Origin of the sequence: Colwellia sp. MB3u-45 (assembly GCF_014077005.1) — a bacterium.
GTDB lineage: Bacteria > Pseudomonadota > Gammaproteobacteria > Enterobacterales > Alteromonadaceae > Cognaticolwellia.
Genome location: NZ_JACGVC010000049.1, coordinates 158,657 through 185,365, shown reverse-complemented (window position 1 = coordinate 185,365; position 26,709 = coordinate 158,657). Strand labels below are relative to the sequence as shown.

At 39.0% G+C, this 26,709-nt stretch carries 25 protein-coding genes and 1 riboswitch; of the genes, 17 read left to right on the top strand and 8 right to left on the bottom strand.

Annotated elements, in window-relative coordinates; translation table 11 throughout:
• Positions 1–109: 109 nt before the first annotated feature.
• From deoD to add, 3 genes are all read right to left on the bottom strand, one after another.
• Entirely contained in the window at positions 110–814 is a 705-nt protein-coding gene (gene deoD, locus H4J41_RS11860; protein WP_182137885.1) for a purine-nucleoside phosphorylase, read from the bottom strand.
• Positions 815–942: 128 nt separating this feature from the next.
• A complete protein-coding gene (locus H4J41_RS11855; RefSeq protein WP_182137886.1) occupies positions 943–1,113 on the bottom strand; it encodes a XapX domain-containing protein in 171 nt (56 codons plus the stop codon).
• Positions 1,114–1,163: 50 nt separating this feature from the next.
• Positions 1,164–2,183 carry an adenosine deaminase gene (gene add / locus H4J41_RS11850; protein WP_182137887.1) on the bottom strand — a complete coding sequence of 340 codons (1,020 nt, stop codon included), beginning with the start codon at positions 2,181–2,183 and terminating at the stop codon, positions 1,164–1,166.
• Positions 2,184–2,412: 229 nt separating this feature from the next.
• Between add and aroG the strand changes: the two genes are divergently transcribed.
• From aroG to H4J41_RS11800, 10 genes are all read left to right on the top strand, one after another.
• The gene (aroG, locus tag H4J41_RS11845) at positions 2,413–3,468 is read left to right on the top strand and encodes a 3-deoxy-7-phosphoheptulonate synthase AroG (RefSeq protein ID WP_182137888.1); all 1,056 of its coding nucleotides are present in this window, start codon (positions 2,413–2,415) and stop codon (positions 3,466–3,468) included.
• Between the two features lie 258 nt (positions 3,469–3,726).
• The gene (locus H4J41_RS11840; protein ID WP_182137889.1) at positions 3,727–4,095 is read left to right on the top strand and encodes an HIT domain-containing protein; all 369 of its coding nucleotides are present in this window, start codon (positions 3,727–3,729) and stop codon (positions 4,093–4,095) included.
• Positions 4,096–4,231: 136 nt separating this feature from the next.
• Positions 4,232–4,346: riboswitch (TPP riboswitch) on the top strand.
• 137 nt (positions 4,347–4,483) lie between these two features.
• Positions 4,484–6,577, top strand: a complete 2,094-nt coding sequence (locus tag H4J41_RS11835) for a TonB-dependent receptor (protein ID WP_182137890.1) — start codon at positions 4,484–4,486, stop codon at positions 6,575–6,577.
• Positions 6,578–6,728: 151 nt separating this feature from the next.
• A complete protein-coding gene (locus tag H4J41_RS11830) occupies positions 6,729–6,995 on the top strand; it encodes a hypothetical protein (RefSeq protein ID WP_182137891.1) in 267 nt (88 codons plus the stop codon).
• Complete coding sequence (gene pnuC / locus H4J41_RS11825) at positions 6,995–7,669, top strand: nicotinamide riboside transporter PnuC (protein WP_182137892.1); 675 nt, start codon at positions 6,995–6,997, stop codon at positions 7,667–7,669. Before H4J41_RS11830 ends, pnuC begins: the two co-directional genes overlap by 1 nt.
• 80 nt (positions 7,670–7,749) lie before the next feature.
• Positions 7,750–8,829, top strand: coding sequence for a phosphotransferase (locus H4J41_RS11820; protein WP_182137893.1), 1,080 nt, complete (start codon positions 7,750–7,752; stop codon positions 8,827–8,829).
• Positions 8,830–8,914: 85 nt separating this feature from the next.
• Positions 8,915–9,988 carry a sensor histidine kinase gene (locus H4J41_RS11815; RefSeq protein ID WP_182137894.1) on the top strand — a complete coding sequence of 358 codons (1,074 nt, stop codon included), beginning with the start codon at positions 8,915–8,917 and terminating at the stop codon, positions 9,986–9,988.
• Positions 9,985–10,809 carry a LytTR family DNA-binding domain-containing protein gene (locus tag H4J41_RS11810; protein ID WP_182137895.1) on the top strand — a complete coding sequence of 275 codons (825 nt, stop codon included), beginning with the start codon at positions 9,985–9,987 and terminating at the stop codon, positions 10,807–10,809. The genes H4J41_RS11815 and H4J41_RS11810 overlap by 4 nt, the downstream gene beginning before the upstream one ends.
• 154 nt (positions 10,810–10,963) lie before the next feature.
• Positions 10,964–11,407, top strand: a complete 444-nt coding sequence (locus H4J41_RS11805; protein WP_182137896.1) for a SirB2 family protein — start codon at positions 10,964–10,966, stop codon at positions 11,405–11,407.
• A 157-nt stretch (positions 11,408–11,564) separates the two neighbouring features.
• Positions 11,565–12,014 (top strand): SMI1/KNR4 family protein, encoded by a 450-nt coding sequence (locus H4J41_RS11800; RefSeq protein ID WP_182137897.1) that lies wholly within the window; start codon positions 11,565–11,567, stop codon positions 12,012–12,014.
• A 415-nt stretch (positions 12,015–12,429) separates the two neighbouring features.
• Here H4J41_RS11800 and H4J41_RS11795 read toward each other — a convergent pair whose 3' ends face one another.
• Positions 12,430–13,125 carry a type 1 glutamine amidotransferase domain-containing protein gene (locus H4J41_RS11795; RefSeq protein ID WP_182137898.1) on the bottom strand — a complete coding sequence of 232 codons (696 nt, stop codon included), beginning with the start codon at positions 13,123–13,125 and terminating at the stop codon, positions 12,430–12,432.
• Positions 13,126–13,618: 493 nt separating this feature from the next.
• Here H4J41_RS11795 and H4J41_RS11790 point away from each other — a divergent pair, with 493 nt between their 5' ends.
• Positions 13,619–14,539 (top strand): LysR family transcriptional regulator, encoded by a 921-nt coding sequence (locus H4J41_RS11790; RefSeq protein ID WP_182137899.1) that lies wholly within the window; start codon positions 13,619–13,621, stop codon positions 14,537–14,539.
• Between the two features lie 143 nt (positions 14,540–14,682).
• Here the strand turns inward: H4J41_RS11790 and H4J41_RS11785 are convergent, their stop codons facing one another.
• The gene (locus H4J41_RS11785; protein WP_182137900.1) at positions 14,683–15,735 is read right to left on the bottom strand and encodes an ATP-dependent 6-phosphofructokinase; all 1,053 of its coding nucleotides are present in this window, start codon (positions 15,733–15,735) and stop codon (positions 14,683–14,685) included.
• A 155-nt stretch (positions 15,736–15,890) separates the two neighbouring features.
• Between H4J41_RS11785 and H4J41_RS11780 the strand changes: the two genes are divergently transcribed.
• The gene (locus H4J41_RS11780) at positions 15,891–16,739 is read left to right on the top strand and encodes a DUF6279 family lipoprotein (protein ID WP_182137901.1); all 849 of its coding nucleotides are present in this window, start codon (positions 15,891–15,893) and stop codon (positions 16,737–16,739) included.
• A gap of 145 nt (positions 16,740–16,884) precedes the next feature.
• On the opposite strand, the gene pyk is transcribed toward H4J41_RS11780, so the two are convergent.
• Together pyk and H4J41_RS11770 are read right to left on the bottom strand one after the other, a co-directional pair.
• Positions 16,885–18,339: a pyruvate kinase gene (pyk, locus tag H4J41_RS11775; RefSeq protein WP_182137902.1), complete on the bottom strand. Its 1,455-nt coding sequence runs from the start codon at positions 18,337–18,339 to the stop codon at positions 16,885–16,887.
• 69 nt (positions 18,340–18,408) lie between these two features.
• Complete coding sequence (locus tag H4J41_RS11770; protein WP_146881122.1) at positions 18,409–19,257, bottom strand: MurR/RpiR family transcriptional regulator; 849 nt, start codon at positions 19,255–19,257, stop codon at positions 18,409–18,411.
• A gap of 319 nt (positions 19,258–19,576) precedes the next feature.
• Here H4J41_RS11770 and zwf point away from each other — a divergent pair, with 319 nt between their 5' ends.
• The 5 genes from zwf to H4J41_RS11745 are packed head-to-tail and all read left to right on the top strand — an operon-like array spanning position 19,577 to position 25,257.
• Positions 19,577–21,046 carry a glucose-6-phosphate dehydrogenase gene (gene zwf / locus H4J41_RS11765; RefSeq protein WP_182137903.1) on the top strand — a complete coding sequence of 490 codons (1,470 nt, stop codon included), beginning with the start codon at positions 19,577–19,579 and terminating at the stop codon, positions 21,044–21,046.
• The gene (gene pgl / locus H4J41_RS11760; RefSeq protein WP_182137904.1) at positions 21,046–21,738 is read left to right on the top strand and encodes a 6-phosphogluconolactonase; all 693 of its coding nucleotides are present in this window, start codon (positions 21,046–21,048) and stop codon (positions 21,736–21,738) included. The genes zwf and pgl overlap by 1 nt, the downstream gene beginning before the upstream one ends.
• A gap of 17 nt (positions 21,739–21,755) precedes the next feature.
• Entirely contained in the window at positions 21,756–23,588 is a 1,833-nt protein-coding gene (gene edd / locus H4J41_RS11755; protein ID WP_182138012.1) for a phosphogluconate dehydratase, read from the top strand.
• A 2-nt stretch (positions 23,589–23,590) separates the two neighbouring features.
• Positions 23,591–24,601 (top strand): glucokinase, encoded by a 1,011-nt coding sequence (locus H4J41_RS11750; protein ID WP_182137905.1) that lies wholly within the window; start codon positions 23,591–23,593, stop codon positions 24,599–24,601.
• An 8-nt stretch (positions 24,602–24,609) separates the two neighbouring features.
• Positions 24,610–25,257 carry a bifunctional 4-hydroxy-2-oxoglutarate aldolase/2-dehydro-3-deoxy-phosphogluconate aldolase gene (locus H4J41_RS11745; RefSeq protein WP_182137906.1) on the top strand — a complete coding sequence of 216 codons (648 nt, stop codon included), beginning with the start codon at positions 24,610–24,612 and terminating at the stop codon, positions 25,255–25,257.
• A 399-nt stretch (positions 25,258–25,656) separates the two neighbouring features.
• Here the strand turns inward: H4J41_RS11745 and gap are convergent, their stop codons facing one another.
• On the bottom strand, positions 25,657–26,655 hold the full coding sequence (gap, locus tag H4J41_RS11740; RefSeq protein ID WP_182137907.1) for a type I glyceraldehyde-3-phosphate dehydrogenase: 999 nt from the start codon (positions 26,653–26,655) through the stop codon (positions 25,657–25,659).
• Positions 26,656–26,709 lie beyond the last annotated feature (54 nt).

Here is a 26,709-nt window from a genome sequence, read left to right as displayed (position 1 = left end):
TTGATAATTATGCACGAGCAGTGAAATAATTAAGATTAGATAATATAGTGCTAAAGGTGACAGTAAAAAGCCAGTCTATTGACTGGCTTTTTACTGTCTAGCTTAATCTTTACAACAAGCTATCTAGGGTCAATTCCATCATATCTTTGAAAGTTGTTTCACGTTCATCAGCTGTGGTTTGCTCACCAGTTTTAATATGATCGCTCACGGTTAATACCGTCAGTGCTTTTTTACCATACTCAGCAGCAACACCGTATAAACCTGCAGCTTCCATTTCAACAGCTAAAATACCGTACTTTTCCATTAAGGCAAACATTTCTGGGTTCGGTGTGTAAAATAAATCAGAGGTAAAAATATTACCTACCCGAATTTTTTTACCAGTTTTTTCCGCTGTTTTTACCACGTTATGTAATAACTCAAAGTCAGCGGTAACGGCGAAATCACAACCATTTAAACGTGAACGATTAACATTTGAGTCTGTGCTTGCGGCCATACCAACAATGATGTCGCGTAGTTTTATATCATCACGAACTGCACCACAAGAGCCAATGCGAATAATACTTTCAACGCCATAGTCTTTATACAATTCTGTCGCGTAGATTGAAATAGATGGTATACCCATTCCTGAGCCCATCACTGAAACGGGTTTGCCTTTATAAGTACCCGTGTAGCCAAACATGTTGCGTACACGGGTGACACATTTTGCATCATCAAGAAAATTTTCTGCTATATATTTTGCGCGTAGTGGGTCGCCCGGCATAAGTACCGTTTTAGCGAAATCACCTGCGTTTGCTTCTATATGTGCTGTTGCCATGAGAGTTAACCTTTGTTAGTGGTGTTTCAATCACAGTAAGTTTTTAGCCATTGCTGATATATGGTATCAATTCAGCCGCTATCAAGGATGTTTTACTGATATGTCTTTTAAATATTTAAAGTGGAATTCTAACTGAAAAAGCGCTCGATGATCCAGTGATAACCGATGCCGCCTAAATAAATGCCGAAAATTCCGGCAATACCCGATAAAACAGGGGGTGCAGGTATGGGTAATTTCAGTAATGAAAATATCAAGCCCACAACAATACCTGTTATTGTCGCGATAATAACTTCGTACACGTGTTCTCCTAGTTGATTGTTAATTAATTATTTTAACTTAAGATCAACAATTACAACAATGAATTTGAGTTATTATTCAACACTTTTTGCTTTAACGCTGATTTCTCACTGTCTGATAAAAAGCTCGCTTTCAGCGAGTTTTCTTGCAGCTGTTTGATATCGTTATCATCAAAACCTAGGGTATTACGAGCAAGTTCATATTCATTTTTTAGCTCAATACCTTGTACCGCAGGGTCGTCAGTATTTAAACAAACCAATAATCCACGGGCTAAAAAGTCTTTAATGGGATGTTGACTTAAATCTTTAATGGTACCGGTTTGATAGTTTGAAGTTAAACAAGACTCAATGGCAATATCATGTTTTACCATATAATCCATAAGCTTCTCGTCGCGATGACACGCAACACCATGACCAATGCGCTTAGCATGCAATTGGTTTATTGCTTGCCAAATACTCTCAGGCCCGGCTGCTTCACCCGCATGGATAGTGGCATTTAATTGTGCTTTTTGTACTTGATTAAAATGATCAACAAACATTTCACCTGGAAAGTTGTATTCATCTCCGGCTAAATCAACCGCAATTAAATGTTGCTTATGAGTAAGCAGGGCGTCTAACTCTGCTTGGCACTTTTCTACACCAAAGGTGCGACTTAAAATGCCAATAAGGTTAATTTTTACGTCGTATACCTTACATGCTGCGTTAACGCCATCAATAACCGCTGCAACAACATCAGCAACCACAAGATTATTATTCATGGCCATGTAATAGGGTGAAAAACGCAATTCTGCATAATGAATACCCGCGTTAAAGGCATCTTCAACGTTTTCAAACGCTATGCGCTTACAGTCATCTAAGGTTTTAAGGACAGCAACGCCCCAATCAAGTTTACTGAGAAAAGCTAATAAATCGTTTTCACTGCCTTGTACTTGCACATGTGGAATAAAGGCTTCAAAGTCAGTTTCAGGCAAAACGATGTGATGTTGTTGTGCTAATGCCCAAATAGTTTTAGGGCGAATATTACCGTCTAAATGTCGGTGTAAATCAATTAATGGTAGCTGAGAATGCGTCATAGTTATTGGCAACCTAGATGAATGTGTTTGATGAAAAATACGACCAGAGTTTTCTACAATAAGCGTATTTATCTTGCTCTGATGTAAGATGATTTTATTATACCGTCTTTTTCGTATTTTATGTTGCTATTAGCGTGATAACACTGATAAATTAGCCAAGAGGCTAATCATCTAGGTGTCTAGACGTAAATATTGAGTAGCAATTATTCGCAGTATAAAGAGAAAAAATATGTTTGAGCAAACCGACGACGTTCGTATTAAAAATATCAAAGAACTTTTACCCCCTATCGCATTACTTGAGCGATTTCCTTCATCAGAACAAGCAACAAAGTCGGTTTTTTCTGGCAGAAAAGCCATAAGTGACATTTTTAATAACCAAGATGATCGTTTACTCGTGGTTATCGGACCATGTTCGATACATGATCCCAAAGCGGCCTTGGAATATGGTGAGCGCTTAGTTAAATTGCGTGAAAAATATCAAGACACGCTAGAAATTGTTATGCGCGTTTACTTTGAAAAGCCAAGAACTACTGTCGGCTGGAAAGGACTTATTAACGACCCTTATATGGACAATAGCTTCCAACTGAACGATGGTTTACGTATTGGCCGTAAGTTACTGCTTGATTTAAATAACTTGGGCTTACCTACCGCCGGTGAGTTTTTAGATATGATCACCCCACAATATATGGCTGATTTTATGTGTTGGGGTGCCATTGGCGCACGCACGACAGAAAGCCAAGTTCATCGTGAATTAGCGTCAGGTTTATCATGTCCAGTTGGCTTTAAAAATGGTACCGATGGTACGATTAAAGTTGCTATAGATGCTATTGGCGCTGCTAGTGCTTCACATCATTTCCTTTCGGTAACAAAATATGGCCATTCTGCCATTGTTGAAACGGCAGGTAATGAAGATTGTCATATCATTTTACGCGGTGGTAGAAGCACAAACTTTGATGCCGATAGTGTTAAATCGGTTACCGAACAACTTGATAAGTCAGGTTTAAACACCAATATCATGATTGATTTTAGTCATGCTAACAGCAGTAAAAAGTTTGAAAATCAAATGTTAGTTTGTCGTGACGTTTGCCAACAAATGAGTGCGGGTAATAAGCAAATTTTTGGTGTGATGGTAGAAAGTCACTTAGTTGAAGGCCGTCAAGACTTAGCGCTTGGTGAAACGGGCACGTATGGCCAAAGCATCACAGATGCATGTATCGGTTGGCAAGATACTGAAACTTTGCTCGCCGAACTTGATCAAGCCGTTATTCAGCGCCGCGCACTTTAGTCATGTTAATCAGCAATAGATAACAGAAAAATATAAACATAGGCTATTAATCACGCCAGTCAGTTAATTCCTGACTGGCGTTTTTCATTATAGCCAATTGATGACGTTGATTGCCCATCAGTGATAGTGAATTAACTGAGTTAATTAAAGCCAAAGAATTTAACATGCGGATGACATATAGCCTTGTCATCAGCATGTTTATCGTTAAACTATAAATGTTCAAGATCTAAAAATTCATAAGTATAAAGAGGGTAAACCATGGCTGATAACAACACAGCAGAAGAAACTATATTTTCAAAAATTATTCGCCAAGAAATTCCAGCACCGTTACTTTTTCAAGATGATCTTGTTTCGGCGTTTCGTGATATTACTCCGCAAGCTAAAAGTCATATTTTAATTGTGCCTAATAAGCTCATTCCAACAGTTAATGATATTGAAGCAGAAGACGAGCTAACTATTGGTCGTATGTTTACTGTTGCGAAGAAACTGGCACAAGCAGAGGGCATAGCAGAAGACGGTTATCGTTTGATCATGAATTGTAATCAACACGCTGGCCAAGAGGTTTATCACATTCATCTACATTTAGTGGGCGGAGAACCGCTAGGTAGAATGCTAAACCCTAAGTAAACTAATTGCTTAAATAAGTATGTTATTAGATAAGGTTGATTACTTATTGCCCATAGCTCAAGTTAAGATAAGGCAATATAAAGTTTTTTTATTTAGGTTTTACGCTGTACTTTTAAACAAATATTGTTAGTATGCATATCGAACCAAGGGGTGCCTGACAATTGTTTACAATTTTAATGGCTGAGATGCGAAGCGAACCCTTAGAACCTGAACCGGATAGTACCGGCGTAGGAATGGTTAAGCTAATCGCATTACCGTTATGTAACTTTATATTTTTTAGGCATTACTCGCTTGCTAACTATAATGCTACAGATTAATACCGAGTAGCTACCTCACTTCCCCATGCCGGATCCCATAACGTATTCCTAATCGAATTTATGAGATCATAATGACATTTATAAAATCACCCATTACTTTAGCTATTTTAACCAGCATTGTTGCTTCTACAACTTTTGCCGCTGACACTCCTATTAACACTGCAGAGCAAACAATAGAAGTGATTACCATAGACGGTGACTTCCGCTCTATGTCACTACAAAAAACCGCCAGTTCTTTATCTGTTATCGCTAGCGATGAAATTAGCGCGCGTAATGCACAGAACTTAGAAGAAATAATTGCTCGTACACCCAATGTTAATTTCTCTAGTGGCACACAACGCGCTAGGTATTATCAAATTCGTGGTATTGGTGAGCGTAGCCAATTCAAAGAACCGATTAACCCCTCTGTGGGTTTAGTGATCGACGGTATAGACTTTTCCAGTATTGGCAGCATAGCGTCAACTTTCGATGTTGAACAAGTTGAAGTTTATCGTGGTCCTCAAGGTACGCGCTTTGGTGCTAATGCTATGGCCGGCATGATCAATATCACTTCAAGTGCGCCTACCGATGTCTTTGAAGGTAAAGTAAGACTCTCTGCTGGAAATTATGACAGTTATAGCGCCGGTTTGGTTTTATCCGGTCCAGCCACTGAAAAGGTGAATTATCGTTTAGCGGTTGAACAGTACCGTAGTGATGGTTTTATCGATAATGACTTTTTAAATCGTGATGATACTAACAACCGTGATGAATTAACCATGCGTGGTAAGTTAGCTATTGCGATAAGCAAAGATTTAACTCTTGATATAACTACATTTATTGCTGATTTTGACAATGGCTATGATGCCTTTTCACTGGACAATACACGTCATACCTTATCAGACCAACCCGGTTTTGATCGCCAAGATACCAAAGCGTTAGCGACTAAATTTACCTATCAAGGCTTTAGCGATTTTACGCTCGAAACTATCATCAGCTATGCTGACTCAGCATTAGACTACGGCTATGATGAAGATTGGGCCTATGTGGGTATTCGTCCGGCTTGGGAATATAGCTCAGAAGATCATTATTTTCGTGATAAAACATCAGCAACATTTGAGCTAAGAGCGCTTTCAGAGCAAGGAAGTGAAATTTTCAATGGCAGTACCGCTTGGGTAACAGGCATATACTTCAAGCAAGAAAAAGAAGATTTATTACGTCAATATACCTATTTGTCTAGTGATTTTAGCTCGTCTTTTGATAGCGATAATATTGCAGCATTCATACAATTTGATAGCCAACTGACTCAACAGTTAAGTCTAACAACTGGTTTAAGGTTAGAGCGCAGAAACGCAGATTATACCGATTCAGAGCAACTTAGTTTTGATCCAAGCGATACCATGGTAGGTGGTAAAGTGGTGTTGTCGTATCAAGCGGATAAAAATAATTTATTCTATGGCTCAGTGAATCGTGGTTACAAGGCCGGTGGCGCCAACACTGAGGGCAGTTTACCCACTGAACTTCGTGAGTTCACGGCTGAGTATTTGTGGAATTACGAATTAGGCTATAAAGTCAGTTTATTGGATAATCAAGCCTATGTTCGTAGCGCCGTATTTTACATGGACAGGGATGATATGCAGGTGCGCACGTCATTTTTACAAGAACGTGAAGACGGCAGTACCGACTTTGTTTCATATTTAGGTAATGCGGCAACCGGCACCAATTTAGGCCTTGAACTAGAGGCAGGGTGGCAGATTAGCCCTGAACTTGAAATTTATGGCGCTGTTGGATTGTTAGATACCCAATACAATGGCTTCATTGATGCTGACGGCAATGATAAATCAGGTGACGAACAAGCACATGCCCCTAGCTACCAATTTAATCTTGGTTTGAATTATCAATTATCAGATCACTTACGGGTGAATATTTCTGTTGACGGTAAAGACGAATTTTTATTCTCTGATAGTCATAACGAGAAATCTGCAGCCATTGAAGTGGTTAATATGTCAATGAGTTATGCAAAAGATGACTGGCAAGTGAAGGTATGGGCGCGTAATTTGTTTGATGAAAGTTATGCTACGCGTGGTTTCTATTTTGGCAATGATCCAAGAGACGAATATAGCGCAAAAGCCTATTATCAATTAGCTGAGCCGGCGGTATTTGGTGCAACATTTGATTATAATTTCTAAGGAAATATAGGTCAATACTTGTGCTTAGCAACTTGCCTCTATCCGTTAGGTCTTGGCAAATAGTTTACATATCAATGAATGTTGTAGCATATTAGATAAAGTGTTTAATAGGCTACAACGTGGTACTGGTCAAATAAGAAGAAAGTTATTTATGAAAATATCAATTGAAATTAGTTTATACCCATTAGCGGAAGAAAAATTTAAAACAGAAATATGGGCGTTCATTAAACGTTTACGCTTAGTTCCAGGGCTCAAGGTAGTGACCAACGGTATGAGTACACAAGTATTTGGCGATTATGACTTAGCCACGGCGCATGTGATGGCAGAAATTAAACATGTACATCAAACGCTAAATGCTGCGGTATTTATTTGCAAGTTTATAGGTGGCGATCGCTCTGTTGTAGAAGCCGAAACATAATGGCGAATGCAATCAGTGCATCCAGTGAAATTGTTACTTACTTCACCACCTTGCCCTTATTAGAGTTGATCGCGGTTGTAGCATCATTACTGTATGTGGTGTTAGCGGCAAAAGGTAGTATTTGGTGCTGGCCTGCCGCCATATTAAGTACTGTGTTATATACGGTTATTTTTTATGATGTTTATCTTTGGATGGACAGCGTGCTGCAGTTATATTATTTATTGATGGCTGTGTATGGTTGGTTTTGCTGGCATAAAAATAAGCCCTCCAAGACCCATACTGATTCGAATAGGCTTTTGTATAGCCAATGGACCTTACAACGCCATAGCCGTATTATTGTGCTTTTAACGCTTGTGTCGTTAGTTTTAGGTTGGGTAATGGCGACTTATACCCCAGCACATTTTCCATATCTTGATAGTGCCACCACGGTTTTTGCGGTGTTTGCTACTTATTTAATTACCCAAAAGGTACTAGAGAATTGGTTATATTTTATTGTGATTGATCTAGTATCGATTTATCTCTATGTTGAAAAGGGCTTGATCCCAACAGCAGCACTCTTTGGCAGCTTCGTGATCTTAGCGGCTTATGGTTATTGGCAATGGCGCAAACAATATAAACTGCAATTTACCCAAGAGCACAATAACCTGTGCATCAATAATTCTGTTGCAGGATAGCTTGTTAGATAAAAAGTCGGACACAGGGCTAAAAGAGTGTCTGATAAAACCTAGAGTCGTGGTAACTTGTAGGAAGCATTTTGACATTTGATCAAGCAATAATAGACCCGCAGCAACAATCGCTAGCACTAAAATTAAGCCATCTACCTTGTTTTAATCTCAAGGTAGATAATATTAGTGTCATTAATGCGGGATTAAGCCAGCCTTGTTTTCAAGTTAATTATGACAATAAAACCTATTTTGCCAAGTATTTAATCGCGGACAGTATAGAGCCTTTAGCGAGCCAATTCGCGGCCAGAGCTGGCATTTCTCCTAAGCTAATATATGTTGGACGAAACTGGTTAATTACTGAGTTTATAGCAGGTCAGGGGCTAGATAATGGCAAGCAGAGTGAAGAAGAAAAGTTAGTCGTCACAATAGCGCTATTGGCGCGCTGTCATAACATTGCTCTGTCAGGTACTAGTAGTAAGAGCGAAAGTAGTCACAGCAATCCTCAAAACTTAACACAAAAAATATCACTAACCGATGATCAGCTATCAAAACAGTCTTACTTACCGAGTCTGGATATATCCGCCACTATTGAGCAATTATTACAAAATATAGTACTTAGCTCTACTCAACATCAGGCGCTAAAATCCTTAGTCAATGTCTTTCAACAAAACTTGGCCGAAACTCATAAAATAGTGCAGCACACTAGGCAAGTTTTTTGCCATGGTGACGCTAATTACAGCAATATTATAGCGCTGAAAAATGAGGCTAAAAACCCAGAAAATTTATATAAAATAATTGATTTTGAATGTGCATGTATCGCACCAATAGCGTATGACCTTGGCATGCTAATGGCCGTTAATAGTATTAATAGTAGTAAAGTTGAAATGATTACTTCGCTCTATCAGCAAGCATTAACGCGCTTAAATCAGCAACAAAAATTAACAAAAAATATCGACAATTTAACAGAGAGTACACAGAAAAACAGTAACATTTCGCCACTACTAGTTACGTGTTATTTTGATTTTTCAATTTTAATCAATAGTTTATGGTATTTATCTCAATATCAGGGCCGTCAGTTAATAAAGTACAAAATATTGTCAATAAAGCAATTAATGTTACTGGCAACTAGGCATCCACAGGTAAATAGGCTCTTAGATGAAATGAGATAAGACGTACAAATCTTAAGATTAGTGGTAGTGCTAGCATCGTGTGCTTAGCGCATAATTGCACTAACCCCACTTATTGGTGTCTTGTGTGAATTGGAAAGAGTTTGTAGAAAATAGAAATCGCTTATTTTGGTTGGTTCATACAGCTGGCTGGTGTGGTTTTGCCTTAGTACATTATTTAGGTTCATTACTGCACGATTTACGCGATATTTTTCTGATTATTATCTTATTGAATGCCTATGCCGGTTGGTTATTTACGGTTCCGCTAAGGTATATTTATCGTCGTGTTTGGAATTTCACACCGTTAAAAATCGCCATCGTGGTGATATTAACCTCTTATTGTACCGGCGTATTATGGCAAGTGGTAAAAAATATTAACTATTGGGAAATATACAAGCACGGCTATCGCCCTGATTTTTGGCTTTATTACACAAAAAACAGTCTATTATCCTTCTTCATTATTTTAAGTTGGAGTGCTTTATATTTTGGTACTAAATATTATCAAATGCTGCAAAAAGAAAAACAGAATGTATTACGTGCCAATGCGGTTGCCCATCAAGCACAGTTAAAAATGCTGCGTTATCAGCTTAACCCTCACTTTTTGTTTAATACCCTAAACGCGATATCAACGCTAATTTTGGTACAAGAAAACAAAACCGCCAATGGTATGGTCACTAAGTTAAGTGAGTTTTTACGTTACTCGCTGGACAAAGACCCTATGAAGCGAGTAACACTCGACAGTGAGTTGCAAGCCCTAAGACTTTATTTAGACATTGAAAAAGTACGTTTTGAAGAGCGCTTACAAGTCACATTTAATGTGGCTAGCGACTGCAACTTGGCCTTAGTGCCGAGCATGATATTACAACCTTTAGCTGAAAACTCAATAAAACATGCGGTAGCAGTACAAGAGCAAGGCGGCGCAATTAATGTGTCTGTGCATCGTTTTGGTAACGATTTACTGATTGAGTTGGCTGATAATGGCCCAGGGGCAGAAATCAAAAATGGTAACTTATTTCGTGAAAATGGTGTTGGTTTGGTCAATACCCGAGAACGATTGCAAGCTTTATATCAGAATGATTTTTCGTTAGTTGTTGCCAACAATATACCCACTGGTGTTAAAATCAGTATACGAATTCCTTATGAAGTTGGCGGTCGAATATGAGCAAACAGCTCAACACCATAATTGTTGATGATGAACCCCTCGCTAGAAAAGGCTTAGCGGTTCGTCTGCAAGAGCACAAAGACATCAACATTATTGCCCAATGTACTAACGGCAGAGAAGCATTAGAAGCCGTTAGAACCTATCAACCTGACTTAATATTTCTTGATATTCAAATGCCGGGCTTAAATGGTTTTGAAGTCGTTGAAGCAATTATTGCACAGGGTTTGCATTTACCTATGGTGGTATTTGTTACCGCTTTTGACCAATACGCTATGCAGGCTTTTGAAGTACATGCACAGGATTATCTACTTAAACCCGCTGACGAACAACGTCTTGCTCAAACCTTAGATAAAATACGCCAAAGTATCAGTAGTGAAGTTAATGCCCTTCATAAGTCAAAATTAGTGCGTTTAGTGAGTGACGTTACCGGTAACGATTGTGAAACAATTTTACAAGAGCTAGAAAATAACGAACCGGTCAGTGTGTCGAGTTATTCTGATGTATTAGCGATAAAAGATGCCGGTGAAGTTAGCCGAGTGCCGGTAAAAGATATTTTATGGATTGACGCTGCCGGCGATTATATGTGTGTTCATACTGACGATAACACGCATATTCTTCGTAAAACCATGAAACAACTTGAAGCAGTGTTAGACCCTCGACGATTTTTACGCAGCCACCGCTCTACCATAGTGAACAAAAGTTATATTGATAAGTTTTGCAGCCAGCTCAATGGTGAATACTATTTAGTGATGACAAACGGCAAAGAGTTAAAAGTTAGCCGCAGTTATAAAGAAAAGGTTAAAAAAGCCGTGGTTGCCTAGTGAGCCTTCATTTATTAATAAGTCAAGGCTAACGCGTTTGAGCTAATTGAGAGAATTGAGAGAATTAATATAAGCGTTATGGTGTTGCCTGACTCAAACAAAAGATATACTGCAGGTCTTAGTAATAAATAAAAGCACTTTAGGGATCAACCATATGTACATGATAGTTAAGCACACCCATCTGACTATAATTATGCTTACTTTTATCTTTTTCATGATTAATTTTATCTTAACAATGAAAGGCTCTGATAAAGTCAATAATAAGCTGCTGAAGATTGGGCCACATATTTTATATACGCTTTTTGTTTGCACCTTTATTTACCTCGTTGCCGTTAATCCACTTAATTTGTATCCCTTTGTTAATGGTTGGGCATCATCAAAATTAGCTGGTTTTGTCATTTATGTACTTTCTATCACTTTGGCGCTTAAATGGGCAAAGTCTACTTTATGGCGTGTTGTGGGTTTCATTAGTGCCGTATTTTGGTTGGCCATGACTGCCAGACTAGGTTTTGCTGATCATCTTAAATCGAAAGCTATTAGTGAAGATGCTAGTGCTTATATCGAGTTAGGACAATCTATGTTAATAGCGATTTGTTAAGCGCTTTAACGGGACAAGCACCAAGCTAAATAATATAAGCCGCTGTGAATGTTTTATTTAAGATATAACAAGTAACAGTTGGCTTTTTCAGCGGCGATGCTAATTATCAACCAAAATCTACAGCTATATAATAGTCGTTACTTCTGGAATTTTCTAAATGCACAGTATTGATCTTTTTGTAAAAAATTGGGCCAGCAAAGAATCGATGACCCCAATCGATAACGCTGATATAGCAGAACTTGAACAACGATTAGCGGCTATTCTCCCTAACAGCTATAAATATTTACTATCAAATTATGGCTTGGTGCACACACCGAATGTGTTAAGCAGAATATGTGATTTAGGTGTCGATATATCTGAGGTACAAGATTTTTTAAGTCTTGAAGATGTCTATTCATTATCCAAATTATATGAAATGAGTGGCATGCCCAAAGGCCATGTTTTGTTTGCCTCTGACTGTAAGGGCAACATGTTTTGTTTCAAACTGAGTGATTGTGAACGCCAGCAGATAGATATACCCGTTTGGTTTTTTGACCACCAATTTCATACAGTGAAAAAAGTATCACCTAGCTTCAGTGAATGGCTAGAAGAATTCAATAAACTGTAAGGAAACTCATTTCTGCAATAATTTCATTAGGCGGGTTATTGATTTAAGCTTAATCACCACATTATTGGCATGACCATCCCAGTGAGACTAATTACCAATAGACACATGGCGATACTCAAGAAGCGAATTGTCTTTTATCTACCCGCGCTAATCCGTTTGAATATAAATGACCAGAGTCATTAAAAGGTGACACTATGGCCGGACTAGTAGGTTATCGTTACTTAGGGCTAGATAAGCTGTGCAATCGCGATGACATTAAAGGGGTCAAGGTCGACTTGCAAGCGAACTTGACTTAATTTCAAGGCGTATCAGCTTTGATATTACAAGCTTAACCACCCAGAAACTAATAAAAAGACACGAGCTTTACACCCGTGTCTTTAAATTATGCTGCTTTACTTTCTGTAGCGTTAAGCTGTTAGCTTAATTGCTTGATTAAACGTGTGGCTACTTCGCTTGAACTTGCTGGGTTTTGACCACTGATAATACCGCTATCTTCAACAACGAATGATGCCCAGTCGTCGCCTTTTTGGTAGTTGGCGCCTTGCTTAACTAGCTCGTCTTCTAGTAAAAAAGGTACAATGTCGGTTAATTGTACTGCGTCTTCTTCACTGTTAGTAAAACCTGTTATTTTTTTACCTTGTACGATTGCAGCGCCATTTTTATCTTTAACATTAAGCAATACTGACGTTGAATGACAAACTACAGCTACTGGCTTATTTTGCTCGATAAATGCTGAGATCAAGGCAATTGATTTTTGGTTGGTGGTTAAATCCCACATTGGACCGTGACCACCAGGATAAAAAACAGCGGCGTAATCGTTCGCATCAATCAGCTCTAACTTGGTTGTTGTTGCCAATACTGCTTGGTTTTCTTTGTCTTGCTCAAAACGACGAGTGGCATCAGTTTGAAAGTCAGCTTCGGCACTTTTTGGGTCTAACGGCGGCTGTCCACCTAAGGGTGAGGCTAATGTGACACTGAAGCCTGCGTCAATTAATTGATAATAAGGTGAAGCAAACTCTTCTAACCAGAAACCAGTTTTTTCACCTGTGTTACCTAGCTTGTCATGTGAAGTTATTACCATTAATACGTTAGTTGTATTTGTTACAGTCATTTAAATTTTCCTATGCTAGTTAATAAGGTGCTTATTGTTGAAAGTAGTTAATTTCAAAGTAAACTTTCTGTGAGTGCCTATTGATGCATCTCATTCATGCGTCAAGTATATGCTTAACTGCTTTTAATACAATGCAGATAAATTTGACAACATTGTTTTAATTATTGATACAATGTATTAAGTGTAAGTTGTAGCAAGCCGATTAATTAAGTGACCAGTTAAGTGGTCAGCTTCAAATCTCAGCTTCAAATCTCAACTTCAAACCTCAACATAGTAAACTTTATGCTGGTGCGCAATGACATAGGTAAGTATTACTTGATAATATTATCCTGCATTGTGCTATTGGCTTATATCCATAGAAGTATCAATAGGGTGGCTTGATTTGCCCCGTTATCTTTATTAACTATTGGTCAATTATTTTATCCATTGGCTACAGTAAAAATATTTGTTGAGTAAAATTTTTAATAAGAGTGACTACTAATAAGGGGACTAAGTGGATATTTCTTTTGAGCAATTAAAAAGTATGGTGGTTTTTTCGCATGTGGTCGAGCAAGGCAGTTTTAGCGCGGCAGCAAAACATATTGGGCTTTCTAGGGCGGTAGTGAGCTACCATATTAAAAAACTTGAGACTCAGCTTGGTATTACGCTCTTGAATCGCTCAACGCGTTCTATTGCCTTAACACAAGCAGGTAACGATTATTATCAACGATGTCATATTATTGCTCAGCAGGCTAGCGCTGCTAATCAACAAATTGAAAACGTTAAAAATGAACCTGAGGGCCGACTTAAGATCACCTGCCCGGTAAGTGTTGGCCTGCATACTATTGTGCCGGCATTAGATAAATTTCGTCATATTTACCCGAAAATTGAACTCGACATCATGCTGACAGATGAAGTGGTTAATATTGTCAAAGAAGGGATTGATTTGGCTATTAGAGGAGCGCCTTTAGCCGATTCTGGCTTGCAAGCACGAAAGCTTGCTGTGTTAGCAACCTGCCTCTGTGGCTCACCAGACTACTTTGAGCAATATGGTCGCCCCGAAAAGCCAAGTGAATTAAGCCAACATAATTGGGTTGTTTATAAACTGGCCAGTAATAAGTTAACACTAGAAAAGTCAGGTCGGTCATATACCGTTGATATAAAAGGCACAATAACCACCAATAATGCTACGGCAAGAACGGCTTTTGTTGAGGGTGGCCATGGTTTAGGGCGGATCCCAACCTATGATGCTTGGCCAAAAATTAAAGCAGGGCGTTTGCAAACGGTATTAGACGATTACCAGCTTAAAGCCATTGACGTTTATGGGGTATTTCCGCCTGGGGCTGCCACGTCAAAAAAATTGCGGCTTTTAATTGATTTTCTCGAACAGTTTTTTGATCAACAACAAGCAAGATTGCTCATCAAAAACCGTTAAGAAAAATCTGAAAGTTTACTCAAAAAACTTTTGTTCAGTAAATAGCTCCAGTAAATAGCTTCAGAAAATACGCTTAAATAATGCAAACTAAGCCAAATTTTAATGACTTAACAATACCAAATAAATACAAACAAAACGATAGCTTAACAAAGACGTTGCGCGGTTAAAGCTAAAATATTTTCCTGTGCTTGTATTAAACTTTCACTCACCCCTTGTTGGTGCATAATGGCTGTTTGTAAGGCCACCGTAGCCACAGTGTTATTTTGCTCTGCAATCATGACATTTGATTTTCCAGCTATGATGGCTTGTACAGCACCCACGCCTAATTTGGTTGCCAAAATTCGATCTTTGGCAACCGGTGAGCCACCCCGTTGAATATGGCCAAGAATACAGGCAGTGCAATCGATATGTGCTATGGCTTGTAGCTGTTGAGCTAACACAGAGGCACCCCCTCGCCATACATTTTCAGCAATGACAATAATATAGCTGGCATGTCTATTGGCTTGAGCGAGTTTTATTTCTTGCGCTAATGTGAGTAGTTTTTCTTGCTCACCCTTTGTTTGATTATTATGGGCAAAATTTTCAAATGAAATAACTTGTTCAGCGGCACAAGCAATACCAACATTAAAAGTAATATGACCACTATGACGGCCCATTAATTCAACAATAAAAATGCGTTCAAATGCTTCTGCCGTATCGCGAATTTTATCTATTGCTTCTATAGCGGTATTGATAGCGGTTGAAAAACCTATAGTAAAATCGCTACCGTCAATATCGTTATCAATGGTGGCAGGAATACCAATAACTTGACCAGACCACTCTTGCTGCAAGGCGATTGAGCCAGCAAATGAGCCATCACCACCAATAACAATTAAGGCGTCAATTTTTTCTTTTAACAGAGTGCTTGCTGCTTGCGTTATACCTAAGGGTGTTTTCATCGCGGGGCAGCGCGCGCTTTTTAAAATAGTACCGCCTTTTTGAATAATATTTGCGACGTCTTTAACGCTAAGTGGCACTGACATATCGTCAATCAAGCCGTTAAAACCGGCATAAAAACCCATCACTGCTATTTGGTAATGCTGTGCGGCAATCACAATAGCTCTAATAGCAGCATTCATACCTGGTGCGTCACCACCGCTGGTTAAAATAGCGATTCTCTTAACCGTTTTGATCTTATTTGTGTTACCAGTCGGCATAGCTTTCTTCTCGATTTATATGTCCGAGGAATGCATTTCAAATTAGCAGTGATTTACCTTAAGGTAAAATAGTTTTTCATTAAGGCGCGCATAGTTTACTGTAGGTCAATAACTGGGCTTAATTCAATTGCTATAAGTTGTACGAGAAATATTAAATGAAGAAAATAAAACTAATACTAATTTGGCTATCAATGGCTGTGTTTTTATCCGGCTGTAGTTTCCGTTTTGTCTATAACCATTTAGATTGGTGGACTCATTGGTATCTTGATGACTATGTCACGCTAACTGAGCAACAACAGCAACGCTTTGATGATGAGTTTGAACAACTGCATTTATGGCATCGCACCACACAATTACCCGCTTATGTGCAGCAGCTTAAAGCCCTTAAAATGGCGATTAACGATCAAATAAATGAGCAGGACATCGCGGCTAACTTTGTACAATTTACTGAGCATTGGCAAAACTTTTTAATTGCTACAGAGCCTAAGTTACAGCCTTTGGTTGTTAGTTTGTCAACCGAACAAACACAGCAATTGTTACAAGCACTACAAGAGGCTCATCAAGAGAGGCTTGATGATGATGAGGCTTTGTCTGAGCAGGACTGGCTAGAAGAACGCACGGACCAGCAAAAGGAGCAACTTAAAGACTGGTTTGGTAAGTTAAGCCCTGAGCAAAAATCGCAAGTAACATTGCTAGGCAAAGGCTATCAGCGCTCATTTGAACCGCGTATGCTTTACCGACAACGTTGGACCCAGCAGTTTGCTGACTTATTAAATGGCAACTTACCAGACCATGAATTTAAATTGGAGTTTTATCGTTTATTTGTTGACGGTCGTCGTTTACGAGATGAAAAATTTAATGCCATGACCAACAGTAACAATCAGGTGTTCACTAACATTTTTCTTTATATGGTGACAACGGCAACTAATAAGCAGCGTAAACGCATCAACAAAAAAATTGATAAAATACTTGGCGATTTAGCGTATCTAATTAATGATGATTAATGTATTCGGTACTTAAACACTGAATACAAATAGCGCGATAAAAAAACAAAAAAATAGGTAGCTTTTAGCTACCTATTTTTAGTTAATTATTTTTGGTTAACTACCGTGCACCACGGTAAGTCAGGTTAACCGTTATAAAACAATATTAAGCAAAGTGACTTTTAGTTAAGGTTAGCACTTTTAAGGTGTTAGTTGCCCCAACAGTTTCCATTACATCGCCGTGCGTTAAGATCACTTTATCGCCCACAACCAGTTCAGAACCTTTAACCACGGTAGACAATACATCTTCTGCCATTTTTTCAGCATTGTCAGCATCTGTAGAGTCAAACGCAACTGGATAAACACCACGGTAAATCGCTGTTTTAGTTAAGGTTTTAGCATGACGAGATAACGAATAAATCGGTAAACCAGAAGAAATTCGTGACATGATTTTTGTGGTATGACCCGATTCAGTTAATGCGATGATGGCTTTAACACCGACTAAATGATTAGCCGCGTACATAGCTGACATAGCAATGGTTTCAGACACTTCAGTAAAGGCTGTTTCTACGCGATGCTTTGAGGTAGTTACCGATCTTTCTTTCTCTGCGCCGATACAAACACTCGCCATTGCTTTTACCGTTTCAATCGGGTATTTACCTGCAGCGGTTTCAGCAGAAAGCATCACTGCATCTGTACCATCAAGCACGGCATTAGCAACATCCATCACTTCAGCACGTGTAGGCATAGGTTGCTCAATCATGGTTTCCATCATTTGCGTTGCCGTGATAACTACGCGGTTTAACTGGCGGCTACGGAGAATAATATGTTTTTGTTTACCCACTAAGGCCGCATCACCAATTTCAACACCTAAATCACCACGGGCAACCATAACAACATCAGACGCTAGAATGATTCCGTCTAACACTTTGTCATCATTTACCGCTTCAGCACGTTCAATTTTTGACACTAAACGAGCGTCACAACCGGCTTCTTGTGCCAATAAACGCGCTTCGCGCATATCAGCGGCGTCACGTGGAAAAGATACCGCAAGAAAATCAACGTTAATTTTAGCTGCTAGCTTAATATCTTCTTTGTCTTTATCAGTAAGAGCAGGAGCAGTAAGACCACCGCCTTGACGATTAATACCTTTGTTGTTTGATAATGGACCACCAACAGTAACTTCAGTGAAAACTGAATCTCCTTTGGTTTCAAGCACGCGGAGTTGTACACGGCCATCGTCGAGTAACAAAATATCACCTGGCACTACATCTTGAGGAAGTTTTTTGTAATCAATACCCACTTTCTCTTGGCAACCTTCGCCTTTGGCTAATGAGGCGTCTAATTCGAATTTTTCACCAATAACTAATTGTATAGGGCCATTTTTAAATGTTGAAACTCGAATTTTAGGTCCCTGTAAGTCGCCTAATATACCGACATAAATGCCTAGCTCTTTCGATAATTCACGTACTGTATTTGCGCGGTCGATATGATCTTGTGCAACACCGTGAGAGAAATTCAATCTAACAACGTTTACACCTGCAGCAAGTACTTCTTTTAATACGGCTCTATCATCAGTTGCTGGACCTAAGGTCGCGACAATTTTGGTTCTTCTAGGCATGGTAATCCTTAAATTTATATAATATTTTGTGTATTTATCAAGGGTTGGCTATGCATCAATAGCCACTAATTAGTCTTTACGTTCAAAGCGTGAGCTACGTAAACTGTCTTTAACTTTCTTCAAGTTGTCTCTAAATTTTGTCCCGCGACGCAGGGTAAAACCGGTCGCCAAACAATCAATTAAGGTTAGCTGGGCAATACGTGATGCCATTGGCATATATAAGTCGGTATCTTCAGCAACCTCAACTGATAGTACAATATTACATTCTTTGGCTAATGGTGAGCCTGCTGTTGTTATTCCTATGACAGTGGCATCATTTTCACGTGCTAAACTTGCCACATCAACCAAAGACTTAGTTCTGCCGGTATGTGATATCACGACGACAACATCACCTTGGCAACTATTTATAGCACTCATACGTTGCATTAATATGTCATCAAAATAGACGACAGGCACATTAAAGCGAAAAAACTTATTTTGTGCGTCGTGTGCGACAACCGCAGAAGCACCTAAGCCAAAAAAAGAAATTTTATTGGCTTGAGTTAATAGGTCAACAGAGCGATTTATGGTGGAACTGTCTAAACTTTTACGCGCTAACTCTAGGTTCGCCATGGTTGATTCAAAAATTTTTGAAGTATATTCTTCAGCCGAATCATTTTCATCAACATGGCGATTGACGTAAGGTGTGCCATTAGCCAAACTTTGTGCTAAATGCAGTTTAAAGTCAGGATAGCCTTTAGTGTCGAGTCGTCGACAAAAGCGATTTACCGTGGGCTCACTTATATTAGCTTGTTTCGCCAAGGCAGCAATACTGGCATGTATAACCGTTTCAGGTGATGATAATATAACGTCTGCCACTTTACGTTCAGATTTACTGAAAGTCTCTAACTCGTTGGCGATTTTTTCTAATATATTCATTACGTTTAAGCCTTCGCGTGTTACTTAACTGGTTAATTACCGAGCAAATAAAGGGTAACTGTAATTTATTTTCTGCCTTAACAACAGAAAATATGAAAATTTATTTCATATTTTCGACTAATATAAAACAAAAGTACTGAATTTTGCAAACATTTAATCCATTTTCATACTAAAGTCGTCTTGAAGTGGTTATTTTTAAATGAAATGGAAAGAATGTAATAATATTACAAAAAAGAGCTTTACTGACGAGGCTATAGCAGATAAATTAGCCTCATATGTAGTTTAGTTACAGTAAAATAAATAATTGAGAATACACACTATGAAAAACATAGATTGCCCTTTAGCAAGCGAGATTGTTATTTTTGGTGCGTTGGGAGACTTATCTCGTCGCAAACTTTTACCTTCTTTATATCAGTTAGAACTTGCCGGCCTGTTGAGTGATAACACCCGCATTATTGCTGTTGCTCGAAATGAACTAACACTTGAGCAATTTACTAAACAAATAGATGAAAGCTTAAATGAGTTTATACCTGAAGCATTAGATGTTGCAGCCTTGACCAAGTTTTTAGCTAGGCTTGTTTATCAACAGCTTGATTTTAAAGACCTTAAATCATACAAGCAATTAGCCGAAAGCTTATCACCCGCATCGGGTGCGAGAGTTTATTATTATTCTACACCACCCGCTATTTATGGTGATATTAGTCAAGGTTTAAAAACGGCTAAGTTAATCAACGATGCAGACAGAGTCGTGATGGAAAAACCTATTGGTCATTGTTTAGAATCGTCTAAAGTGATTAATGATCAGGTTTCTCGTTACTTTAATGAAAATCAAATTTACCGTATTGACCACTATTTAGGTAAAGAAACGGTATTAAATTTATTAGTGCTGCGTTTTGCCAATAGCCTTTTTACTAATAATTGGGATAGAAACAGTATTGACCATGTCCAAATTACCGTTGCCGAGAGTGTTGGTATCGAAGGGCGTTGGGGTTTTTATGATGAAGCAGGGCAAATGCGAGATATGGTGCAAAACCATTTGTTGCAAGTACTGTCGTTAGTTGCCATGGAGCCACCAGCTGAATTAAGTGCTGACTGTGTCCGTGATGAAAAGCTAAAAGTGATCAAAGCGCTTAAACCTATTACTCGACAAAATGTTAAAGATAAAACCGTGCGTGGACAATATGCGGATGGTTATTTAAATGGTGTCGCTGTCCCTGGGTATTTGAACGAAGAGGGTGCAAAAGCCAATAGTAAAACAGAAACTTTTGTTGCCATTAAAGCAGAGATAGACAACTGGCGTTGGGCTGGCGTACCTTTTTACTTGCGAACAGGTAAACGTATGCCGCAAAAACACAGTGAGATCGTGGTCCATTTTAAACAACAAGCTCATAATATTTTCAGTGAGAGTTATGCCGATTTACCGTCAAATAAATTGACCATTCGTTTGCAACCGGACGAAGGTGTTGAACTTGAAATGATGAATAAAATTCCGGGTATCGCGTCGCAAATGCAAATTCACGAAAACAAACTTGATTTAAGTTTTTCTAAAGCTTACGACAACCAACGTGTTGTTGATGCTTATGAACGCTTATTGCTTGAAGTTATTAAAGGTGATCAATCTTTATTTGTTCGTCGTGATGAAGTTGAAGCAGCGTGGCAATGGGCTGATAGTATTATCGAAGCATGGCAAGCAACCAATGAAGCACCTAAACCTTATGCAGCTGGTTCATGGGGACCCGTTTCATCAATTTCTTTAATCGCACGCGATGATCGCCAGTGGGTAGAATAATGTATCAAATTAATGAATTCGAACAACGTGAATTATTAGACGAAGCACTAGCAGATAAAGTTGCCGCGTTATTAACGGCGGCGTTGGACAGTAAAGGCAAAGCGAGTATCGCGGTCTCGGGTGGCTCAACACCAAAAGGTTTTTTTCAAGCCTTATCAAAGAAAAAGCTAGCGTGGGAAGCTATAACTATTACCTTAGCGGATGAACGCTGGGTTGATATTGACTCAAGTGATAGTAATACTAAATTAGTGCATGAATACCTCATGCAAAATGAAGCAGTAAAAGCTAAGTTTTTCTATTTAAAACAAGGTGAAATCCTTAGCGATGAAACCTTAACTGATTTAAACCTAGCAGCAAACCAGCAGTTATTGCCATTAGATGTACTTATTTTAGGTATGGGTGAAGATGGTCATACTGCCTCGTTATTTCCTTGTAGTGATGAAATAACGCAATGCTTGGCCAAGGATAGCCAAGCATTATTGAAAGTAACACCAAAAACGGCGCCACATCAGCGAATTAGTTTTAGTTTTGCTGCCTTAGCACAAAGCAAAAATACTTTTTTACACATTAGCGGTATCAGTAAAAAACAAGTATTGGCTAAAGCTATTGCCGGACAAGTATGTAAAGAAATGCCGATCAGGGCTTTTTTACAAGCACCAAACATTAATACACAAGTTTATTGGGCCAAGTAATTATGAATAAAACAGTTATGAATAAAAATATTGTACAGATCACACAACGTATTATTGATCGAAGTAAAGCAAGCCGAGCGGCTTACCTTGAAAAGATAGCGGGTGAAAAATCAACTACTGTACATCGCGCTAGTTTATCTTGTGGTAACTTAGCTCATGGTTTTGCTGCTTGTGGTAGCGATGACAAAACGACATTACGTGGTGTTAATCATTCAGACGTTGCTATTATATCTGCTTATAACGATATGCTTTCAGCGCATCAACCGTACGAAAACTACCCAGCCATTATTAAAGCCGCTGTTAAAGAAACCGGTGGCGTAGCCCAATTTGCCGGTGGTGTACCTGCGATGTGTGACGGTGTTACACAAGGTCAACCAGGTATGGATTTAAGCTTGATGAGCCGAGACGTTATTGCTATGTCGACTGCTGTTGCACTGTCGCATAATATGTTTGATGGCGCACTGATGATGGGTATTTGCGATAAAATAGTACCTGGATTAATGATTGCCAGTATGACTTTTGGTCATTTACCTACCGTTTTTGTACCCGCTGGCCCAATGCCTTCTGGTTTGCCTAATAAAGACAAAGCCCGTGTTCGTCAGCAATATGCTCAAGGTGAAGTGGGTAAAGAAGAGTTATTAGAAGCAGAATCTGCGTCTTATCACACCGCCGGTACTTGTACATTTTTTGGTACGGCAAACTCTAACCAATTAGTGGTTGAAGTGATGGGTTTACATCTACCTGGCGCTTCTTTTATTGCCCCTAATACGCAATTACGTGAAGAATTGACCAAAGCTGCAGCGCGCCAAGTTACGCGTTTAACTCAGCAATCTGGTAATTATATGCCGATAGGTAAAATGGTTGATGAGCGTTCAATTGTTAATGCTATTGTTGCCTTGTTAGCCACCGGTGGTTCAACGAACTTAACTATGCATATCATCGCCTTTGCCAAAGCGGCCGGTATTATTATTAATTTCCAAGACTTTAATGATTTATCTGACGCTGTACCGCTATTAACGCGTATTTATCCCAATGGTCATGCTGACATTAATCAGTTTCAAGAAGCGGGTGGCATGGCATTGTTATTCAAAGAGCTTATTGATGCTGGTTTGGTACATGAAGACGTTGAGACCATCTGCGGTCGCGGCTTAACTCGTTATACCCAACGACCTGTATTGGAAGATGGCAAATTAGTTTGGATCGACGGCGCAACTAGTTCAGGCGATGACGAAATTATTGCTACCGCTGCAAAACCTTTTAGTAGCCATGGTGGCTTAAAAGTTATGAAAGGTAATTTAGGTATTTCAGTGTTGAAAACGTCATCACTGCGCGAAGGTAGCTTTGTGATTAAAGCACCTGCAGTTGTTTTTGAAGATCAACACGAACTTGATATTGCCTTTGATGCTGGCGAGTTAGAAAAAGACTTTATTGCTGTTGTTCGCTTTCAGGGGCCAAAAGCCCGTGGTATGCCTGAACTACATAAATTAACGCCACCATTAGGGGTTTTACAAGATAAAGGCTTTAAAGTTGCTTTAGTTACCGACGGTAGAATGTCTGGCGCTTCAGGTAAAGTGCCGGCTGCTATTCATTTATGTCCAGAGGCGTTAGATGGTGGCTTAATTTCAAAAATTAAAACCGGTGATATGATCTTACTCGATGGCGAAAGTGGCGAGTTAACTTTGTTAGTTGATGATGCTGAACTAGCAAAACGTAAAAATGCTATTTTTGAAGTTAATGGTCATCATCAAGGTATGGGGCGTGAATTATTTGGCTTTATGCGTCGTAACTTAAGCTCAGCTGAAACCGGTGCATGTTCACTGTTTGATGATGATTTTCAAGGCGAGCGATAACCATGTCCGATAGTGAGATAAATATTATTGCTGATATTGGTGGCACCAATATGCGCGTGGCGTTAGTCGACGCGCAAGGTAATATTGCTAACATCACCATTTATGCTTGTGCCGATTACACGAGTTTGGCCGAGGTATTAACCAACTATATTACACAGCAGCAATTAGTGGGTAAGAACGTTAATGCTTGTTTAGCTATCGCTTGCCCAGTAGATAAAGATCTTATTGTGATGACTAATCTACCTTGGCAGTTTTCACAAACACAACTCAAAGCAGAGTTACAGTTTAACGAATTGGTGCTAATTAACGACTTTACTGCTATAGCTCATGCTATTCCACATTTAGGTGCTGCGCAAAAGGTGCAAATAGGTGCTGGTGATGTTGTAGCAAACAAGCCCATTTCTATTTGTGGTGCTGGTACGGGTTTAGGCGTAGCTAATTTAATCGCCATCGATTCTGGTTGGCATAGTTTAAGCGGTGAGGGTGGTCATGTAGACTTTGCCCCCGTGGATCAACAAGAAGTTGCCATTTTACAATTTCTTTCAAAAAAATATGCCCGTGTTTCCTACGAGCAAGTATTGTCAGGACTAGGTATTGAACAAATATACCAAGCCTTGAGTTTCGAAAAAAATGGCGAGATAACAAAATTATTAGCAAAAGAAATCACTGAAAAAGCGCTGGCAGGCAGTTGTTCATTGGCCGTGGAAACCTTAGCGCAATTTTGTCGAATTTTAGGAAGTTTCGCCGGTAACCTAGCGTTAACGCTTGGTAGTTATGGCGGTGTTTATATTGCAGGTGGTGTTGTTCCTCGCTTTATCGAATTTTTTGCTAGCAGTGAATTTAGACAAAGATTTGAACAGAAAGGGCGTTTATCGAGTTTTAATCAACCTATTCCAACATTTGTTGTCACTGAAGAACAACCTGGTTTGCTTGGTGCATCAGCATATCTTAACCAATTTATGTCAGAAAAAGCTAATGACATCATCCAAAAAAATAACACGAAAAGGCATTAAGAGTAATTATGACATTATCAAATAATTGGCAAATACAGCCAAAAGATCTATTTGCTATGGGTCCGATAGTTCCGGTTTTAGTGATAAAAGATGTTAAAAATGCACTACCTATTGCAGAAGCATTGTTAGCAGCGGGCATAAAAGTGCTAGAAGTTACCTTGCGTACACCTGCGGCATTAGAAGTGATCAGCATCATAGCTAAAAATTTACCCGAGGCCATTGTTGGTGCGGGCACTGTAACTAATCGAGATTTATTACAAAAGTCTTACGAAGCTGGCGCAAAGTTTGCCATTAGCCCAGGACTAACAAAAGATTTATTAAAAGCAGGTAAAGAAGGTAATATCGCCTTAATTCCGGGGATTTCTTCTATTTCTGAATTAATGGATGGCATTGATTGTGGTTATGATCATCTTAAGTTCTTCCCTGCGGAAGCATCGGGTGGTGTCAAGGCGTTGCAGTCAATTGGTGGACCATTTCCTGACATTAAATTTTGTCCAACCGGTGGTATTAACTTAAATAATGTTCGAGACTACTTAGCCTTACCCAATGTTTCATGTTGTGGTGGTTCTTGGTTAGTGTCTGATGAAATTATTAAACAAGGTAATTGGCAAGAAATTACGCGTTTAGCAAAGCAAGTACTAGCGCATGTAAAATAATAGCCATTGGTTGCTAACTAAGGACTGATAAAAATTAATTTATCAGTAAAAACCAGGCATTGCCTGGTTTTTTTTGCTTAAAATATAAAACAAAAATAATAACAATAACGGGTTTCACTGCGGTAGTTTATTTGTAACTGATAAAACTACAGATCGTTTTTGTTGTTTTATTACATATTTAAAGACAATAATCGCACTACTTAACATTACACTCGCTAGTGCCCAGTGATGAATAGTGATGAATATTGCAAGTAAATGAGGTTAATCAAGAAGTATTGTCTTTGCAATGAAGTGAGTTTTTGTAACTTTTAAGTCAGGATCTTAGGAGGGGAGACAGCCAATAAAAAAGCCAGAATTCATCTGGCTTTTTTAGTCGTTTATTAGCGGACAAACAAAGGCTTATTGTGTTGAAACATAGGTCGCTAAATCTAAAATTTTGTTGGAATAACCAATTTCATTATCATACCAAGAAACTACTTTCACAAAAGTATCTGTTAACGCTATACCGGCAGTAGCATCAAATACTGAGGTACATCTTTCGCCAATAAAGTCGTTAGATACTACCGCATCTTCGGTGTAGCCTAAAATGCCTTTTAGCTCACCTTGTGATGCTGCTTTCATTGCGCTACAAATTTCTTGATAACTGGCTGGCTTTTCTAAGTTGACAGTTAAATCAACCACAGAAACATTAGGCGTTGGTACGCGAAATGCCATACCCGTTAATTTACCATTTAATGCAGGGATAACCTTGCCAACGGCTTTAGCGGCACCTGTTGATGATGGAATAATGTTTTGTCCAGCACCACGACCACCGCGCCAGTCTTTAGCTGACGGGCTATCAACTGTTTTTTGTGTTGCTGTGGTGGCATGCACTGTGGTCATTAAACCATCTTTGATACCCCAGTTATCATTTAACACTTTTGCGATAGGCGCTAAACAGTTTGTGGTACAAGACGCATTAGAAACAATGTCTTGTCCGGCATATTCAAGATGGTTAACACCCATAACAAACATTGGCGTATCGTCTTTTGACGGTGCAGAAAGTACCACTTTTTTAGCGCCGGCTACAATGTGCTTACGCGCTGATTCATCCGTTAAAAACAAGCCAGTTGATTCAACAACAACGTCAACCTCAGCTTCATTCCATTTTAGGTTTAGTGGGTCGCGTTCAGCGGTAACACGAACATTTTTGCCATTAACGACTAAGTGGCCATCAACAACATCAACAGTGCCGTTAAACCGGCCATGAGTAGAGTCATACTTAAGCATATAAGCGATGTAATCAACGTCAATTAAATCATTAATAGCGACTACTTCAACATCTGCTCTGGCAAATGCTTCTCTAAACACGAATCGACCGATACGACCAAAGCCGTTGATCCCTACTCTAATTGTCATAATAAAACCCTAAAATCAAACTTTAAAAATTAATGTAGTAAAATTACACCATTT